Source organism: Streptomyces sp. NPDC087420 (assembly GCF_044744165.1).
Taxonomy (GTDB): Bacteria; Actinomycetota; Actinomycetes; order Streptomycetales; family Streptomycetaceae; genus Streptomyces.
Genome location: NZ_JBIUXU010000031.1, coordinates 1 through 17,231 on the forward strand (window position 1 = coordinate 1; position 17,231 = coordinate 17,231).

Here is a 17,231-nt window from a genome sequence, read left to right on the forward strand (position 1 = left end):
GTCCTGCCCAACCAGCGCCGCGAGATGACCCGCCTGATGGCCGACGCCGGCATCACCCCGCAGATCACCCAGGTGCGCTCCGGCGAGGCCGAGCTCAGCCGTATCACCGGCGCACAGACCCCGTCCGGCGTCCCCGTCGTCATCACCGCGCCCGTCTCCGAGCGCACCAGGGGCGCCGGCAACTCCTCCCGAGGCCGCCGTAGCGGGCCGGCACGCACGCGTCGCGCCACCACCGCCCCCCAAGCTCGGACCGGCGCCTCTGCGCGGCCGCCCCTCAGCGCTGCCGCCTGAACACCGGCACACGTAAGGCCGCACTCCGGACTGAGGGCTCCCGCGTCTTCCTTCGAACCTGCCGAGGCACTGTGCATTGCGTAATCGCCCGCTTCCCCTTCAATTTCCTCAAGAGCGAGGTGCTGCAGTCGATGAAGGGCATCAAACCCGAACCCGGCACGGGAGAATCCGTGATCATCGGCCGCCGCACCTACCCCGTCAAACAGGTGGGGGAAGTGATCACCAAACAGGACAGGCGTGACTTCTCAGCCGGCGAAGTGACCAGAGCGATGGCTCGTCTCGGCTTCACCTGTCGCATCATCCCCCCGACCGCCCTGGCTTCCGTCCTCGGCGGGGTCGCGCCGGCAGCGATCGACCCGTACGCGCGACAGTGACTCCGGCCAGGCGCCACATGTGTGCTTCGGCATCGTGACGAGGGTCCGAAGGCGCCTGGAACTGGACGGAGCGCTGGTGAACTGCTTCGAAGGAGTTGGGCATGGCTACCGGAACCGTCAGGTGGTTCGATGCGGCGAAGGGCTTCGGCTTCATCGAGCCGTCAGGTGGTGGCGCGGACGTGTTCGCCCACTACGCCTACATCGCCGCGCAGGATGTGCTGGAACTACAGCATGGCCAAAGGGTGAGCTTCGACCTCAAACAGGGGAGGAAGGCACCGCATGCGGAGAACATCATTCCTGAATAACGCCACTGGCGGTGCCGGAATACCTGCTGAGCTGCTGGAGGGTTGCCGGACAAGGCTTCACCCGGTCGCCCCGAGAGCCGCGTCACGTACAGGCCAGTGGTGATCCCGACTCCGATGCGTAGTGCGGGTACGTCGCTTCGGCGGCAAGCGGGCGCAGCGTCAAGCCTGTACAGCTGACACGGCTGGTTCGTACATACGCTCAGCCTCGACGATCCGCTTAATGGGGCTGATGGGCCTCGTTGGGCAGTGCGCGCAGGAGCATCAGGGTTCAGTGGTGATCGGCGTCGGTGAACGCGTGGTGGACAGGTTGAGGATCGATCACACCATCATTTTGGCGATCCCTTCTGCTACAACGGCTTTGCCGCTGCTGGCGAGGCGGCCTCTCCGGCCGGACGGCTTCGTGTGCTCACCACAGGCCTTTGGTCACGGTGACGGAGGCGTCGTCGTGGTGCTTGCCGGTGCTGCGCAGGAGGTGGCCGGCGATCAGGGTGGGGGAGTGTTGTACGAATCATCGCCGTGTCCTTCTTCGCCCTGGGCGCCTACGTCGGCATCGACGCCGTACGGGCCCTGACGGGAACCGGCGAGGCCGACCGCTCCCTCCCCGGCATCGTCATCGCCGCCCTGTCCTTGGCGATCATGCCGTTCCTCCCGCGGCCCAGCGCAAGGCCGGCCGCGAACTCGGCTCCGCCTCGGCCGTCGCAGACTCCAAGCAGACCCTGCTGTGCACCTACCTCTCCGCCGTCCTCCTGGTCGGCCTGGTCCTCAACGCCACCCTCGGCTGGTCCTGGGCCGACCCCAACGCCGCCCTCGTCATCGCCGTTGTCGCGGTGAAGGAGGGACGCGACGCCTGGCAGCGCAAGGGCTGCTGCGCACCCACCGCCCACTCCCTCTCAGCCGTCCCGTCCCCGGACGACGAGGCAGACGCGTGCGGCCGCCGCCCCGGCTGCACCTGCTGCTCATGAACATCACGTTGCCCACCGACCACGCCGGCGCCGGGTGCGCTGATACTGGTCCGGCAACGGACGGGCGGGAGCAACGGTGGACTGGTGGACGGCGCTTGGAGGGCTGGCCGCCGGGCTGCTGATCGCGACGCTGACCGCGCCGGTCGGGGTGTCCGGGGCGGTGTTCCTTCTCCCGGTCCAGCTGAGCGTCTTCGGCGTGCCGAACCCCGCGGTCACACCGACCAACCTCCTCTTCAACGTCATAGCCGGCCCCGGGGCGTTGTTGCGCTACAACCGAACCGGGGCCCTGCGCGGCCCACTCACCCGCCGCCTGGTGGCCGGCACCCTCCCCGGAGTGGTACTCGGCGCGGTCATCCGGGTCTTCGCCCTTCCCGGCCCCACCGTCTTCCGTCTCCTCATCGCCGCCCTCCTCCTCCCGCTCGGCCTGTGGCTGTGCGCACGAACCCTCCGCCCAACACGGGCGCGTGCTACCGCCGGTGAACCCTCCGCCCGCACCGTCACCGGCCTCGCGCTGGCCGTGGGCATCGTGGGCGGGATCTACGGAATCGGAGGCGGCTCGCTCCTCGGACCGATCCTCGTCGGCCGGGGCATGCCGGTGGCCCGCGTCGCCCCGGCCGCCCTCGCCTCCACCTTCGCGACCTCACTCGTCGGCGCGGCCACCTTCGCGCTGCTGTCCTTGGTCAGCAGCGGAGACGTAGCACCCGACTGGCCCCTGGGCCTGGCCTGCGGAGCCGGCGGCCTGCTCGGCGGCTACCTCGGCGCCCGCCTACAACCCCACCTTCCCGAGACCGCCCTGCGACTCCTCCTCGGCACACTCGCCGCAGCACTGGGCATTTTCTACGCGGTGCAAGCCAACCGCTGATCGTATTGAGGAGCGTCACCGTTGTTGCGGATTCACTGACTTTGACTGCGCGGTGGCGGCCCTTCGACCTGCGGATTCCCTGTAGTCAGGGCATGGGGAGGGCACGAACTGCTCTAAGAGGTCTGGACAACAAAGAAGCCCCCGGCCGATGACCTGGGGCTTTTGTGTGGAGCGGGTGACGAGAATCGAACTCGCGCTCCGAGCTTGGGAGTCACGGGGGGCGTTCTCGCCGTCCGTACTGGTCAGCTACACGTACGGTCCAGAAGTGCCCGCTGGATCGGTGTCGTTGGTGACCGTGGTTGACCGCTCCGTACCGCTGCGCGTGGTGCGGAAGTGGCGCGGCGAGCGAGCCTTACCGGTCGTGCAGGACGGTGGGCCGGGTGACGGGTACGACGGTCAGCAGTCCGTCGAGGCCCTTGTAGTCGTCGGGGTTGGTGGTGAAGAGCGGTAGTTCTTCGGCGATGGCAATGGCGGCGATCATGAGATCCGCGATCCGGCGGCGGGGTTTGCGGCCGGCACCGATCACGGCCGCACATACTCTCCCGTAGATGCGGGCGGCTTCGGTGTCGAAGGGGATGGGGTCGAACTCGTTCTCGGCGCGTTGCAGGATGTCGAGGCGGCGACCCCGTTCCGTGTGCTCGTCGTAGTCCTCCTGTTCCTCGTTCCTGCGAACCTCGTGCGGGCCCGCGGAGAGCTCGGCCAGGGTGACGGCGCTGATCGCCACCTCGGCAGGGAGTTCCTGGGGATCGAGCCACTTGCGCAGGATCACGATGTTGGTGTCCAGCAGGCCCTGAGCGTATTCAGCGGGCATAGGGGTCGTCCGTCCCCTGCTCAGCCGTCGCGTCCTGGTCGGACCGGAACGCCTCCAGGGAGACGTCCGACGCGGTACGGGACATGGCGGCGAACTCCGAACGCGGGACGAACCGCCGACGCCTGCGCAAGGGGATTAGCTCGCCGATCTGGTGACCGTCGCGAGTGACGGTGAAGGACTGCCCGCCCTGGACGGCGTCCATGATCTCTTTGGAACGGCTGCGCAGGTCACGTTGGGTGATCTCGGGCTGAGCTGACATTGCTCCAGGGTAGCACTGTGTAGCACCGTGTGCCCCGAAGCTCGGGTGCGGGCGAGCGCGAGCGGGAAATGTCGATCGGCGTCGCCGGCGTCCGAGCGAGATAAGGCTTCGGGCGCGGTGGGGCCCGGCTGTCGGACCCTTCGATCAGACTCGCAGCATGAGTGTCACATCAGATCCAAGTGGGGCGGTCTCTTGTGAGAGGACGCAGAGGTGGTCGACGCTCTGGCGATGAGTTGCCCTGCCAGGGCAGAACTCGCCATGTCAGATGGGCTGGGAGGCTTGGCTGGCTGTTGAACTCAACCGTCGACCACTCCTCAAACTCATCACAAAGACACGGCCTTGACCGTGGGCAGACGCGCTTACCTGCGTTCCTGTGTGGCGGCCGTTGTGGCGAGCTGGGATCTGAGCTCATCTGAGCGCCGCGAACGCGACTGAATGAGAGGGAACCTGGACGATCGAGGGCGCCGAGGGAGTGAGAGTCGTCCCCGATCGGGTGAGGCGAGGGGGATTTGGCCTCGGTGATCACGTGGTGCCTCTACGTTGCGTTTCGCTCTTGCCTACCGTACCCAGCGCTTTGAGGAGTCAACGCAGCATGACGACGCCGCCGGACCAGCAACCCGATCAGACTTACCGACAACCCCCGACAATCATCATCAATAACACCGCCTCCGCCGCCGCATCGGCTGCGGTAATCGCCGGCGGGGCGTCCCTGAGGCGTCGACGTCAGTCGCTATGGGCTCACTTCTGGCTGCTGATGTTCACCGCGGGCATCGGTAACTTCTTCTACGCGGCTCACGTGAGTCGCTGGAACAGGGACCGTGGTCTGTGACATCAGGGCAATGTTTGAGCCGTCTGCCAAGGACACAGTGACGGCGGCCAACTGGTGTTGTTTCCTGCCTCTGGTGAACCGGTCGGGAAGCGACTGCGCCTGCCCGGCCGTCCTTGATCATGGCCCTGGCATGCACGGCAAGCCACTGTCGTCGCAGTAGACGCCTGAACAGTAAGAAGTCGCCACGTTCCTCGCCGGACGCCAGCATCAAGGACACCACGGTGCGCGCAGGGCGGGTGGATTGGGCATCGGGCACACAACGGACACACAACGGGCACAGGACACTTGAGCGCCTAGGCAGAAAAGAACCCCCAGGTGACTGACCTGGGGGTTTGTCGTGGAGCGGGTGACGAGAATCGAACTCGCGCTCTGAGCTTGGGAGTCACAGAGGCACTCCCAGCATCCGTGCTGGTCAGCTACATGTACGGTCCTGAAGTGCCGGCTGGACCGGTGTCGTTGGAGACCGTCGTTGACCGCTCCGTACCACTGCGCGTGGTGCGGAAGTGGTGCGGGGGCGAGCAAGCCCTACTGGTGGGTCCAGGACGGTGCGCCGGGTGACGGGTACAACGGCCGGCAGTCCGTCGAGGCCGTTGTAGTCGAGCCGACCCGATCGCGGCCCTCGTTCCGTCGTTGCCCTCGTCGCGGTCAAGGAAGGCTGTGGCGCCTGGCGGGGCAAGGGCGGGCGTTCGTCATCCCCCCTTCTCGCACTTGCCGTTCCGTTGCGGGACGACGAGGCGGGTGCCTGGGGCTGCCGCCCCGGGCACCCGCTGTCGGTGAACATGACGTTGCCCCCGGCGCGGGAGCGCAGGCTGTTAGTAGACGTCGCGTACGTAGCGCTGTTCGGCCGCGAGTTGCCTGACGTATGCCTCGGCCTGTTCCTCGTCGAGACCGCCGTGGGCGATCGCGATGTCGCGCAGTGTGCGGTCCACGTCCTTGGCCATGCGGGTGGCATCGCCGCACACGTACAGGTGGGCGCCGTTCTGGAACCAGTCCCACAGACGGTGGCCGTGCTCGCGCATGCGGTCCTGCACGTAGACCTTGGCCCGTTGGTCCCGCGAGAAGGCGAGGTCGAGGTGGTGGAGGTGGCCCGAGCGGTGGAAGGCGGTGAGCTCGTCACTGTAGTAGAAGTCGGACGCCTGCCGTTGTTCGCCGAAGAACAGCCAGTTGTGGCCGGTGTCACCGCGAGCCCGGCGTTCTTCCAGGAATCCGAGGAAGGGCGCCACCCCGGTACCGGGGCCGATCATCACCATGGGCGCCCTCGGGTCGGCGGGGGGACGGAAATGGGGGGATCGTCGGACGAAGACGGGGACGGGGCCGTTGTCCGCGTCGTCGGCGAGGTAGGCGGAACACACCCCGGTGCGCGGGACGCCGCGGTCGTTCCTGTAGCGGATGACTGACACCGTGAGGCGGACCTGGTGGGGGTGGGCCATTGGGCTGGAAGAGATGGAGTAGAGGCGGGGCTGTAGGGGCTTGAGGACAGCCAGCCATTCGCCCGCCGTGGCTCGGATCGGGTAGGTGGCGATGACGTCGACGGCTTGGCGCCTCCAGCTCCATTTGGCCAGTTCGCCCTTGTTGTCTGGGCGCAGGAGTTGCTTGAGGTCTCGCTCCGTGGTGCGTTCGGCGATGAAGTGGAGCAGGTCGGGAGTGATGCGGGCGATCTCCAGTCGCGTGCGGAGGACCTCGCCGAGAGGGACCTCGCCGAGGTTCGGAACAGGGATGGATTCGGTGGGGCTCAGACCGGTGACGGTCAGCCATCGTTCCACCAGCCGGGCGGAGTTGGCCGGCCATACGCCGAGGGCGTCGCCCGTCTGGTAGCTGAGGTGGCCTCGGTCGCCCCCACGGGTGTCGAAGGTGAACTGACGGACCTCTTTGCTGGATCCAGAAGAACCGAGGAGCCGGTTGCCGACCAGCAGCGCGGGGAAAGGGGATGCCTTTGTGTATCCCGGTTCGCTCTCTGCCGCGGTTCGTGCCGTGGGCGGTCCTGTTGTGGGACGCGGGGCCGTCGGCGGCTGTGCGGGGGTGCCGGTAGCAGTGAGGGCCTTGAGCACGTCTCCGAGCCACTGGTCGGCGGCCTGCTGGTAGTCCGGTTCGCAGTCGGTACGCGGGGCCAGCCGGGTGGCGCCCAGATCGTGGAAGAGCTCGTCGAGGCGGCGGCCGTGGCCGCAGAAGTCGTCGTAGCTGGAGTCGCCCAGGGCCAGGACGGAATACCGCAGTCCGCTTGCCAGGGGGGTGTCCTGAGTGCTGAGGGCCTGCCAGAAGGCAGAGCCGTTGTCGGGGGCCTCCCCGTCGCCGAAGGTGCTGGTGACGACGAGGACGGGCGTGCCCGGCCGCAGGCTGTCGGGCGTGCAGTCGTCCATGCTGAGGACTCGTGGGCGGAAGCCGGCTTCGGTCAGGCGGCGGGAGCCGGCAGCGGCGACTTCCTCGGCATTGCCGGTCTGCGAGGACCACAGGACGACAATGTCGTCCGGCGCCGTGTCGATGTCCGGCCCGGCGTGGGGGAAAGCGGGCGCGTCGGCGGGGAACGGGGCGCCGACCTGTGGTGCTGTACGGGAGAACACGCCGGCCAGAAGCCCGTTGACCCATCGGGCGCGGTCAGGTGTGAGGGGTGCCGTCGCCGGCAGCATCGGTACGGCGGCGGTGGCGGCGGTCCCGGGAGGCTCGATCCCGCCGAGTCCGGCGAGGAATCCCGACAGATAGACGCGTTCCTCAGCGGGGAACACGGGTGGTGTCAGAGTGTCCGTCCCGAGGAGGCCGCCCAGCGCGGCGGCGACGTCGACGATCCGGCGCTCCGAGCCCGGTGCTTCCGGCGACGGGGAGGACACCGGGGATCGCCCGGAGGCACCGCCCTCGTCCACGATCGGAGTTGCCGCGACCTTGGTGACCATCACCGCGCAGAACTTGAAGCCGGGCTGACGGGAGACGGGGTCGACGGCGTCGTTGGTGACCGCGTTGACGCTGAGGTCCTTGCCGAAGAGGTCGTTCCAGTGGAACGGCGCGAAGCAGTTGCCCGGTCGCACCCGGTCGGTGACGATGGCGGGCAGCACGGCCCGGCCCCGCCGGGAGGCGATCTCGACCTGGTCGCCCTCGGCGACGCCCAGCGTCCGCGCGTCGTGGGGGTGGATCTCCACGAAGGGACCGGGGTTGAGCTTGGTGAGCTTGGCGATCTTTCCGGTCTTGGTCATGGTGTGCCACTGGTGCTGCAACCGCCCGGTGTTCAGTACGAACGGAAAGGCTTCGTCGGGGAGTTCGGCGGGGGCCAGGTGCGGGCGTGGGTAGAACGCCGCCCGTCCGCCGGCTGTCGGAAACGCCGGTCGCGGACGGCTTCCGTCGGCGGGCCCGGCCACCGTCTCCCGGTCGCCGGGCCCGCCGACGTACCGGATCGGGTTGCGGTCACTGCCCTCCGTCGTGGCGCTGGGCCACTGCACGGGGGTGTCGCGCAGCCGCTCGTACGTCACGCCACGCAGGTCGTAGCCCGTCTTTGGGTTCCAGGTCTGCTTGATCTCCTCGAAGACCTCTTCGGCACAGCTGTAGTCGAACGCCTCCGCGAAGCCCATCTCGCTCGCGACGCGGGCGATGAGCTGCCAGTCCGGCAACGCGTGGCCCGGTGGGTCCACCGCCTGCCGGAGCAGCGTGAGGTTGCGTTCGGAGTTGACCATCACACCCTCGCCCTCCGCCCACATCGCGGCGGGCAGGACCACGTCGGCGTACGCGTTGGTCTCGGTCCGGGCGAAGACGTCCTGGGTGATGACGAACTCGGCGGCTTCCAGCCCGGCGATGACGGTCTTGCGGTTGGCGACCGAGGCGACCGGGTTGGTGCAGATGACCCAGCACGCCTTGATGCCGCCCTCGGCCATCCTGGAGAACAACTCGACCGTGCCCTGCCCGGCGTCGGTGCGCAGGGTGCCGGGCGGCAGCCCCCACAGCTGCTCGGTGAACTCGCGGTCCTCCGCGACCAGGGCCGAGCGCTGGCCGGGCAGGCCGGGACCCATGTAACCCATCTCGCGTCCGCCCATCGCGTTGGGCTGTCCGGTCAGCGAGAACGGGCCGCTGCCTGGGCGGCAGATCGCGCCGGTGGCCAAGTGAAGGTTGCACAGCGCGTTGGTGTTCCAGGTGCCGTGGGTGCTCTGGTTCAGGCCCATCGTCCAGCAGCTCATCCACTCCTTCGCTTCGCCGATCCATCGCGCGGCGAGGCGGATGTCGGCCTCCGGGATGCCGGTGATCTCGGCGACGCGCGCGGGCGGGTAGTCCTCCAGGAGGGCGGGCATCGACTCCCAGCCCTCGGTGCACTCCGCGATGAACGCCTCGTCGGTGTGGCCGTCACGCACGAGCAGGTGCAGCAGCCCGTTCAGCAGCGCGAGGTCGGTGCCCGGCCTGATCTGCAGGAACAGATCGGCCTTCGCGGCGGTCGCACTGCGCCTGGGGTCGACCACGATCAGCCTGGCACCCGCCTTGACCCGCTCCATCATCCGCAGGAAAAGGATCGGATGGCAGTCGGCCATGTTGGCGCCGATGACGAAGAAGACATCCGCGTGTTCGAAGTCCTGGTACGAGCCCGGTGGCCCGTCCGCGCCCAGTGACAGTTTGTATCCGCTCCCCGCGCTGGCCATGCACAGCCGGGAGTTGGACTCGATCTGATGCGTTCTCACGAAGCCCTTGGCCAGCTTGTTCGCCAGGTACTGCGCCTCCAGGGTCATCTGGCCGGAGACGTAGAACGACAGCGCGTCCGGCCCATGGGCGTCGAGGATCTCCCGCAGCCGCCGCGCGGTCGCGGTGATCGCCGCGTCTGTGTCGGTCGCCGCGAGTTCCGCGCCTCGTTCCGCCCGCGTCAGCGCCGTGTCCAGTCGGCCGGGGGCCGCGAGCAGGTCCGCGCTGGTCGAGCCCTTCGTGCAGAGCCGTCCGAAGTTCGCCGGGTGCGTCTTGTCGCCGGATGCCCTGGTTACGGTGCGCCGTCCGCTCGACGGGTCCGTTTCGACGTGGAGGGTCATGCCGCAGCCCACTCCGCAGTAGGAGCAGACGGTCTTCACCGTGGTGGTGTCGGCTTGTGAAGCTGATGCCGTCACGGATGCCCCTTTCGGATCAGGTGGGCGCGCTTCGCACCGCACCTTAGGAAGCGTCCGTTGCGCCGGGGTCACGTGTGCCGGTGGCGGGCGGTTACGTCGGGCTCACCTGTCCGGGCCGGGCGCGTGAGCCGTACCGGTGGGTGTGATGGTTGGCCGGGGGCCGTCAGGATGCGACAGCCAGCCGGTAGCCACGCTTGAGTACGGTCTGGACGAGTCCGGAGTAGGGGCCCAGCACGGCGCGCAGGCGCGCGACAGCGGCCTCGACCGCGTGTTCGTCGGCACTGCTGCCCACCCACACGCGCCGCAGCAGTTCGGCCCGGCTGAGTACGTGTCCGGGCCGGTCGGACAGGACCCGTAGCAGGGCGCTCTGGGCGGGGGACAGCCAAATGCATTCCCCCGCCACGAGGACTACGTTGCCCTGGAGAACCAAGTGATCTTCTCCCAGGCGTAGTTCGCGGTTACTCGTCGGCAGGACTTCGACGATGGTGCGGATCAGGGAACCGAGTCGTCCGCGATCGGGGCAGGTCGGCCGGATACCGTGCTCCTCCAGCGGCCGGGCGCAGACCGGGCCGACACAGACCGGCAGTACACCACCGCCCGTGGCACCGACCCGCATCGCGTCGAGCACCTCGGTGTGCAGGTCGAGGGTGCGGGCGATGTCGAGGAATCCGGTGATGGCCGGGGCGCTGGTGAAGGTGACCGCCTGGACCTCGCGGCGTACCGTCTGCTCGATGAGGCGCCGTACGGCGTCGGGGTCCTCGGGTGGCGCCCAGCGGTAGACGGGCACCGCGATGACTTCCGCGCCGCGTTCGCGCAGTGCGGCCACGAACCCGTCCAGTGGCGCACCGTGCTCCTGCACAGCGACCCGCCGCCCGCGCAGGTCGCGGGCGATCAGCCAGGTGAGGAGCTCGTCGTTGGCCTCGCTCGCCGGCGAGAAACCCTCGCCCAGTCCGCTGGCTCGCACGGCTCCGGTCGCCTTGGGCCCGCGGCTGACGACGACGGCACCCCGGCAGGCGTCGGCCAGCCGCCTTCCGAGTCCCCAGCCGTCGGCGGCGCTCATCCAGCCGCGCCAGCCCACCCCGGTGGTGGCCACGACGTAGTCCAGCGGGGCGGCCAGGCAGCGCTCGGTGGCCCCGCGCAGTGCTCTGTCGTCGTCGAGGGGCACGATGCGCACCGTCGGCGCCTCCACGACGCGCGCACCGCGGCGTTTGAGCAGAGCGGTGAGTTCGTCGCGGCGGCGCGCGGCGGTCACTCCGACCGTGAACCCGGTCAGCGGACCCGTCGGCGGATCGTCGGCCGCGGCGGCCGGCTCGGGGTGCGCGGGCGGTCCGGCGTCGGACATGCGACCAGTTGCCATGCCGTGAAGGCTCCGTCAGCACTGTTTCGGCACGGTTCCGCCGTAGTCACGCCGCCGTAAGGCGCGCAGCCTTCAGGGGTACGGGATGTGTCGTACAGGTCACTCAGGAGGGGCGCCCGTGTGAGACACCCGTACCGCCGCGGCAACACGCGCGACCTTGTCCGGTAACGCGTTCGGCTGACGCTCGATGCCATGGCCCGTACTCCCGCCACACCCAGGATCCGCCCCGCCGCACCTGGATTCCCGTCCCTGACGACCTTCCAAGGAGCCCGTCCATGACGCCTCAGCACCTGGTCCTGGTCGGACACGGCATGGTCGGCCAGCGCTTCCTGGAAGCGCTCGCGGAGCACGCCTCGACGACGCCGTGGCATATCACCGTCCTGGCCGAGGAGCCGCGCCCCGCGTACGACCGGGTGCACCTGACGTCCTGGTTCTCCGGGACCAGCAGCGAGGATCTCTCCCTGTGGGGGTCCGGTTTCGTCGAACAGGTCCGTCGCGCGGGGCACAGCATCGACCTGTGCCTGCGGGATCCCGCTGTGACGGTCGACCGCGACGCCCGTACCGTCACCGCTCGTTCCGGGCGCGTTCTCCGCTACGACGCCCTTGTTTTGGCCACCGGCTCCTACCCGTTCGTGCCACCCGTCCCGGGCCACGACGCTCAGGGCTGTCACGTGTACCGCACCATCGAGGATGTGGAAGCCATCCGCGATCACGCTGCCGTCGGCGCCAGGGTCGGCGTTGTCGTCGGTGGCGGGCTCCTGGGTCTGGAGGCGGCGGGAGCGCTCAAGGCCCTGGGGCTGCGGACGCATGTGGTCGAGTTCGCCCCCCGGTTGATGGCGCTCCAGGTCGATCAGGGGGGCGGCGAGATGTTGCGCCGCAAGATCGAGGAACTGGGCGTCACCGTCCACACCGGTGCCGCCACCCAGGCTATCGGCACCGACGGGGAAGGCCGCGTCCGCAGTATGACGCTCTCCGACGGCACCGTCCTGGACGTCGACCTGGTGGTCTTCTCCGCGGGCATCCGGCCCCGCGACCAGCTCGCGCGCGACTGCGGCCTGCCCGTCGGCGAGCGCGGCGGGATCGTCGTCGACGAGCAGTGCCGTACCGCCGACCCGCGCATCTCGGCGATCGGCGAATGCGCGCTGGCCGCCGACGGCCGCGTCTACGGGCTGGTCGCACCCGGGTACGCCATGGCCGAGACCTCCGCACGCCGCCTCACCGGCGGCCGGAGCGGCTTCACCGGCGCCGACACCTCCACCGAACTGAAGCTGCTGGGCGTGGACGTGGCCAGCTTCGGTGACGCTCACGGCACAAGCGAGGGCGCCGTGGACGTTGTCTATGCCAGCAGTCGGACAGGGGTGTACCGCAAGCTTGTGATCGACGCGCGGGGCAGGCTGCTCGGTGGCGTCCTGGTCGGGGACACCGAGTCGTACGCCGTTCTGCGGCCCCTGGCCGTCAGCGGAGCCGTCCTGCCCGCCTCACCCGAGCAACTCGTCCTGCCCGCCGGACTCGGCGGGCCCCTCGGCCCGCTCACCCTCGCCGACGACACCGTGGTCTGCTCCTGCCACAACGTGGCCAAGGGCGCCATCGTCGCAGCCGTACGCGAAGACGGCTGTACCACGCTTCCCCAGGTCAAGAAGTGCACCAAAGCCGGTACCGGCTGCGGCAGTTGCCTCAAGCTGGTCCAGGGGATCCTCACGGAGGAGCTGGAAGCCTCCGGGGCCGAGGTCGCTCGCGGCCTGTGTGAGCACTTCGCCCATAACCGCGCCGAACTGTACGAGATCGTCCGTGTCAAGGGCATCAGCGACTTCTCGCGGCTGCTGGAGGAGCACGGCAGCGGCGACGGCTGCGAGATATGCAAACCGGTGGCCGCCTCCATCCTGGCCAGTCTCGGCACGGGGCACATCCTGGACGGTGAACAGGCCACGCTCCAGGACACCAACGACCACCACCTCGCCAACCTGCAACGCAACGGCTCCTACTCGGTCGTGCCCCGCATCCCCGGAGGCGAAGTCACCCCCGGCGGCCTGATCACCATCGGCGAGATCGCTCGCGACTTCGGCCTCTACACGAAGATCACCGGCGGACAGCGCGTCGACCTCTTCGGGGCCCGGGTCGACCAACTTCCCCTGATCTGGCGACGCCTGGTCGATGCCGGCTTCGAGTCGGGTCACGCTTACGGAAAGGCCCTGCGCACCGTCAAGTCCTGTGTCGGTCAGACCTGGTGCCGCTTCGGGGTGCAGGACTCCGTGGCCCTCGCCATCGAACTCGAACTCCGCTACCGGGGGCTACGTGCCCCGCACAAGATCAAGTCAGCGGTCTCCGGCTGCGCCAGGGAGTGCGCGGAAGCGCAGAGCAAGGATTTCGGGGTCATCGCCACTGCCGAAGGCTGGAACCTCTACCTCGGCGGCAACGGCGGCATGACGCCCCGGCACGCCGACCTGTTCGCCAAGGACCTGGACCACGACACCCTGATCCGCACCATCGACCGCTTCCTGATGTTCTACATCCGCACCGCCGACCGCCTGGAACGGACCGCCCCCTGGCTGGACCGCCTCGAAGGCGGCCTGGACCACCTGCGCGCCGTACTGCTCGACGACTCCCTCGGCATCTGTGCCGACCTGGATGAACTGATGGCCCGTCATGTCTCCACCTACCAGGACGAATGGGCCGCCACGCTGGCCGACCCGGAACGACTGCGCCGCTTCGTCTCCTTCGCCAACGCCCCCGACACCCCCGACCCCACCGTGCGCTTCGTGCCCGAGCGCGGCCAGATCCGCCCCGCCCGCCCCGACGAGGACGGCGACATCCGAACGCCGACGGCCGCACCGCTGATCGCCGGCCCCACGCTGGAGGTACGCAGCCGATGACGACGACGCCCACGGAACAGGCCACCCGTCGGCAGGCGGCCACGCCCCAGGTCGAGATCCACGACGGCCGACGCTGGACGCACGTCTGCGCGCTGGCCGACCTGACACCCGGCCGCGGCGTGCCCCTGCTCGTCGGCGGAGAGCAGGTCGCCGCTTTCCGTGACCGCACGGGGCGGCTCTACGCCCTGGACAACCGTGACCCCTTCAGCGGCGCCTACGTCCTGGCCCGCGGTCTGCTCGGCAATCGGGGGCCGGTGCCCGTCGTGATGTCCCCCATGTACAAGCAGGCGTTCGACCTGCGCGACGGCACCTGCCTGGACGAGGACACGGCGCCTGACGGCAACAGCAGCACCCTGCGAACCTGGCCGATCCGGCTGCGACCCTGAACCGCCGGGGGCACCTCACGGCCTGGTTCACCTCACCATCCGGTCCGCCTCGCCCGCGCCCACCTCACGTCCGGCCACTGTCGTCCTCACAAGGGCCGTCGACCGATGTGCGCGAGCCGTAGCGCGTCGGCGCCCGTACCGAGCGGGCCACGAAACCTCCCCGGCCTAGCGTGAAAATCCGTCGGCACCCGCCGCTGCGAATCCACCGCCGAAGGCAGGCACCCATGAGCGTGACAGTCCACGACCCGAACACCCCCACCACCGCTCCGCCCCGGACCCGGTCCCGGTCCCGGTCCCGCAGACTCGCCGAATGGCGGCCCGAGGAACCGGAGTTCTGGGAGCGGACCGGAGCGGCGGTGGCCCGGCGCAACCTGTTCTTCTCCGTCCTCTCCGAACACATCGGGTTCTCCGTCTGGAGCCTCTGGTCGGTCCTGGTGCTCTTTCTCGGACCGGAGTACCACGTGGACGCGGCAGGGAAGTTCATCCTCACCGCCGTCCCCACGGCCGCCGGCGCGGCTCTCCGCCTGCCCTACACCACCGCCGTGGCCCGCTTCGGCGGACGCAACTGGACCGTCGCCAGCGCCCTGCTCCTGCTCATTCCCACCGTGCTCACCGGAGTCGTTCTCCGCCCCGGCGTCTCGTACACCACCCTGCTGTTCCTCGCGGTCCTCGCCGGAGTCGGCGGCGGCAACTTCGCCTCCTCCATGGCGAACATCAACGCCTTCTACCCGCAGCGACTCAAGGGCTGGGCGCTGGGCGTCAACGCGGGCGGCGGCAACCTCGGCGTCGCCGTCGTCCAACTCGTCGGCCTGCTCATCCTGGCCACCGCCGGTGCCGCCCACCCCCGGCTGCTGCCCCTGGTGTACGTCCCGCTGATCGTTCTGGCGGCGCTGGGCGCGGCCCTGCGCATGGACAACTTCGACGCCCCCGAGGACCGCCGTCACGCGCTGCGCGACGTCTACCGCGAACCGCACACCTGGGTGATGTCCGTGCTCTACGTGGGCACCTTCGGTTCCTTCATAGGCTTCGGCTTCGCCTTCGGACAGGTTCTACAGGTCCAGTTCCACCAGCAGTTCGACACACCAGTCAAGGCCGCCTATCTGACCTTCCTCGGCCCGCTGCTCGGCTCGCTGGTCCGCCCGGTCGGCGGCAGACTGGCCGACCGCTGGGGCGGCGCGGCGGTGACCTGCTGGAACTTCGCGGCGATGGCCCTCGGGGCGGGAGTGGTCCTGATCGCCTCCCTACGGCACTCCCTGCCGCTGTTCCTCACCGGGTTCATCGCCCTGTTCGTACTCAGCGGCATCGGCAACGGCTCCACGTACAAGATGATCCCGGCGATCTTCCAGGCCAAGGCCCGCGCCGCAGTCCTCACCGGAGCCGATCCCGCTGAGATGGAACGCGCCTCTCAGCGCCGAGCCACCGCTCTGATCGGCGTCGCCGGCGCGGTCGGCGCCTTCGGAGGAGTGCTGGTCAACCTCGCCATCCGCCAGTCCTTCCTCAGCGTCCACAACGGCAATGCCGCCTACGTGGCCTTCCTCGCCTGCTACACCCTGTGCCTCGCGCTGACCTGGGCCGTCTACCTGCGTAGGCGCGGAGGACCGCCGCAGAAGTGACCCGGCAGAATCCATGGAGAGCGTCGCCGACACCCGAACACCTCATGGTGTCCCGGCCGTTCGCACCCACGTCACCTCTGGGAGGACCCACGCATGCCGCCACCGACTCCGCACACGCCAGGGCACCGGCGTGTGTCCGGCCAGACGCCGGGACGGCGCGCCCACGGGAGTGGGTACGGTGATCGAACCGGGACATCGGCGCGCGGGGGCGAGAGGAAGGCGCGGTCGGTGACCGAAGTCGTCCTCGCCGTACACGGCACTCGCAACCCCGATGGGGCCACCCTGGTCCAGGAACTGGCCACCGCTCTCGCTGCCCGGCTCGGGCTGCCCATACACCCCGCCTACGCGGATGTACATGGCCCCACCATCGCGGACGCACTGAGGCGTACGCCTGCGGACCGTACTCCGGTGCTTGTGCCGGCCTTCCTGTCCACCGGCTATCACGTTCACACCGACCTCCCCGCCCAGATCGTGTTCTCCGGCCGTACGGACACGATGACGACCCCGCCGGTGGGCCCGACGCCCGCCCTCGTAGCCGCTCTGGCCGACCGGCTCGGCGAGGCGGGCGCCCGGCCGGGCGACGCGATCGTCCTGGGAGCGGCCGGCTCCCGCGACCCGGCGGCCAGGGCGGAAGCCGTCACGATGGCCGAGGCGCTGGGCGACCGACTCGGTACCGCGGTATCCGTCGGCTGGGCGGCATCCGCACGCCCCACCGTCGCCGAAGCGGTCGCGGAACTGCGCTCCCGAGGGGCCCGGCGCGTGTCGGCCGCCACGTGGCTGCTGGCACCGGGACTCTTCGCCGACCGGATCAGCGCCTGCGGCGCGGACGCCGCCGCTTGTCCCCTCGGAACCCATCCCGCCCTGGTCGACGTTCTCGTCCGCCGGGTCGAGGAGGCCACGTGACATCCGACGGCGTCACCCCTGGACCGGCGCCTGAACAGCCCCAGCCGTGCCGGAGGGAGCGGTCCTATCGCTCCCTGTCCAAGGTCCACCCGACGCCGACCGGACACGAGCCGGCCAAGCTGTCTGCGCAACAAAAAGGCCCGGGTCTTTGACCTGGGCCTTTGTCGTGGAGCGGGTGACGAGAATCGAACTCGCGCTCTGAGCTTGGGAATCAATGGCGCCTAGGAGTATCGCAGCACTCTGACCAGGGATTACTAGGGGTCGTCTTCAAAGGTCATATCCAGAGGAAGATGGAGGCGATGGTGACGGTGGCTTGGTACGACTCGCGGGTTTTGTCGTAGCGGGTGGC

The 17,231-nt window shown here is 69.1% G+C and carries 12 protein-coding genes and 2 pseudogenes; 10 read left to right on the forward strand and 4 right to left on the reverse strand.

Annotated features, from left to right (window positions below; genetic code table 11):
- The 5 genes and pseudogenes from ACIO1C_RS35655 to ACIO1C_RS35675 form a co-directional block, all read left to right on the forward strand.
- A pseudogene (locus ACIO1C_RS35655) lies at nt 1-291 on the forward strand (ATP-dependent helicase); the annotation flags it as partial.
- 71 nt (nt 292-362) lie between these two features.
- Nucleotides 363-665: an SCO5918 family protein gene (locus tag ACIO1C_RS35660; protein ID WP_401871929.1), complete on the forward strand. Its 303-nt coding sequence runs from the start codon at nt 363-365 to the stop codon at nt 663-665.
- Nucleotides 666-766: 101 nt separating this feature from the next.
- On the forward strand, nt 767-970 hold the full coding sequence (locus ACIO1C_RS35665) for a cold-shock protein (protein WP_327235361.1): 204 nt from the start codon (nt 767-769) through the stop codon (nt 968-970).
- A 501-nt stretch (nt 971-1,471) separates the two neighbouring features.
- A pseudogene (locus ACIO1C_RS35670) lies at nt 1,472-1,932 on the forward strand (cation transporter); the annotation flags it as partial.
- 76 nt (nt 1,933-2,008) lie between these two features.
- Complete coding sequence (locus tag ACIO1C_RS35675) at nt 2,009-2,794, forward strand: TSUP family transporter (protein WP_401871932.1); 786 nt, start codon at nt 2,009-2,011, stop codon at nt 2,792-2,794.
- 352 nt (nt 2,795-3,146) lie between these two features.
- On the opposite strand, the gene ACIO1C_RS35680 is transcribed toward ACIO1C_RS35675, so the two are convergent.
- Together ACIO1C_RS35680 and ACIO1C_RS35685 are read right to left on the reverse strand one after the other, a co-directional pair.
- Nucleotides 3,147-3,605 carry a type II toxin-antitoxin system VapC family toxin gene (locus tag ACIO1C_RS35680; RefSeq protein ID WP_327235367.1) on the reverse strand — a complete coding sequence of 153 codons (459 nt, stop codon included), beginning with the start codon at nt 3,603-3,605 and terminating at the stop codon, nt 3,147-3,149.
- Nucleotides 3,595-3,864, reverse strand: coding sequence for a prevent-host-death protein (locus ACIO1C_RS35685; protein ID WP_356418590.1), 270 nt, complete (start codon nt 3,862-3,864; stop codon nt 3,595-3,597). Before ACIO1C_RS35685 ends, ACIO1C_RS35680 begins: the two co-directional genes overlap by 11 nt.
- Nucleotides 3,865-4,456: 592 nt before the next feature.
- On the opposite strand from ACIO1C_RS35685, the gene ACIO1C_RS35690 reads away from it, so the two are divergent.
- Nucleotides 4,457-4,693, forward strand: a complete 237-nt coding sequence (locus ACIO1C_RS35690; RefSeq protein ID WP_401871935.1) for a hypothetical protein — start codon at nt 4,457-4,459, stop codon at nt 4,691-4,693.
- 812 nt (nt 4,694-5,505) lie between these two features.
- On the opposite strand, the gene ACIO1C_RS35695 is transcribed toward ACIO1C_RS35690, so the two are convergent.
- Nucleotides 5,506-9,753: a molybdopterin-dependent oxidoreductase gene (locus tag ACIO1C_RS35695; RefSeq protein WP_401871938.1), complete on the reverse strand. Its 4,248-nt coding sequence runs from the start codon at nt 9,751-9,753 to the stop codon at nt 5,506-5,508.
- A gap of 163 nt (nt 9,754-9,916) precedes the next feature.
- Entirely contained in the window at nt 9,917-11,110 is a 1,194-nt protein-coding gene (locus ACIO1C_RS35700) for a uroporphyrinogen-III synthase (RefSeq protein ID WP_401871940.1), read from the reverse strand.
- Nucleotides 11,111-11,385: 275 nt separating this feature from the next.
- Between ACIO1C_RS35700 and nirB the strand changes: the two genes are divergently transcribed.
- The 4 genes from nirB (at nt 11,386) to ACIO1C_RS35720 (ending at nt 16,882) form a co-directional block, all read left to right on the forward strand.
- Nucleotides 11,386-13,980: a nitrite reductase large subunit NirB gene (nirB, locus tag ACIO1C_RS35705; RefSeq protein WP_401871942.1), complete on the forward strand. Its 2,595-nt coding sequence runs from the start codon at nt 11,386-11,388 to the stop codon at nt 13,978-13,980.
- A complete protein-coding gene (gene nirD / locus ACIO1C_RS35710) occupies nt 13,977-14,366 on the forward strand; it encodes a nitrite reductase small subunit NirD (protein WP_401871944.1) in 390 nt (129 codons plus the stop codon). Before nirB ends, nirD begins: the two co-directional genes overlap by 4 nt.
- A gap of 224 nt (nt 14,367-14,590) precedes the next feature.
- Complete coding sequence (locus ACIO1C_RS35715) at nt 14,591-15,979, forward strand: nitrate/nitrite transporter (RefSeq protein ID WP_401871946.1); 1,389 nt, start codon at nt 14,591-14,593, stop codon at nt 15,977-15,979.
- 228 nt (nt 15,980-16,207) lie between these two features.
- Entirely contained in the window at nt 16,208-16,882 is a 675-nt protein-coding gene (locus ACIO1C_RS35720) for a sirohydrochlorin chelatase (RefSeq protein WP_401871949.1), read from the forward strand.
- The last annotated feature ends 349 nt before the right edge of the window (nt 16,883-17,231 follow it).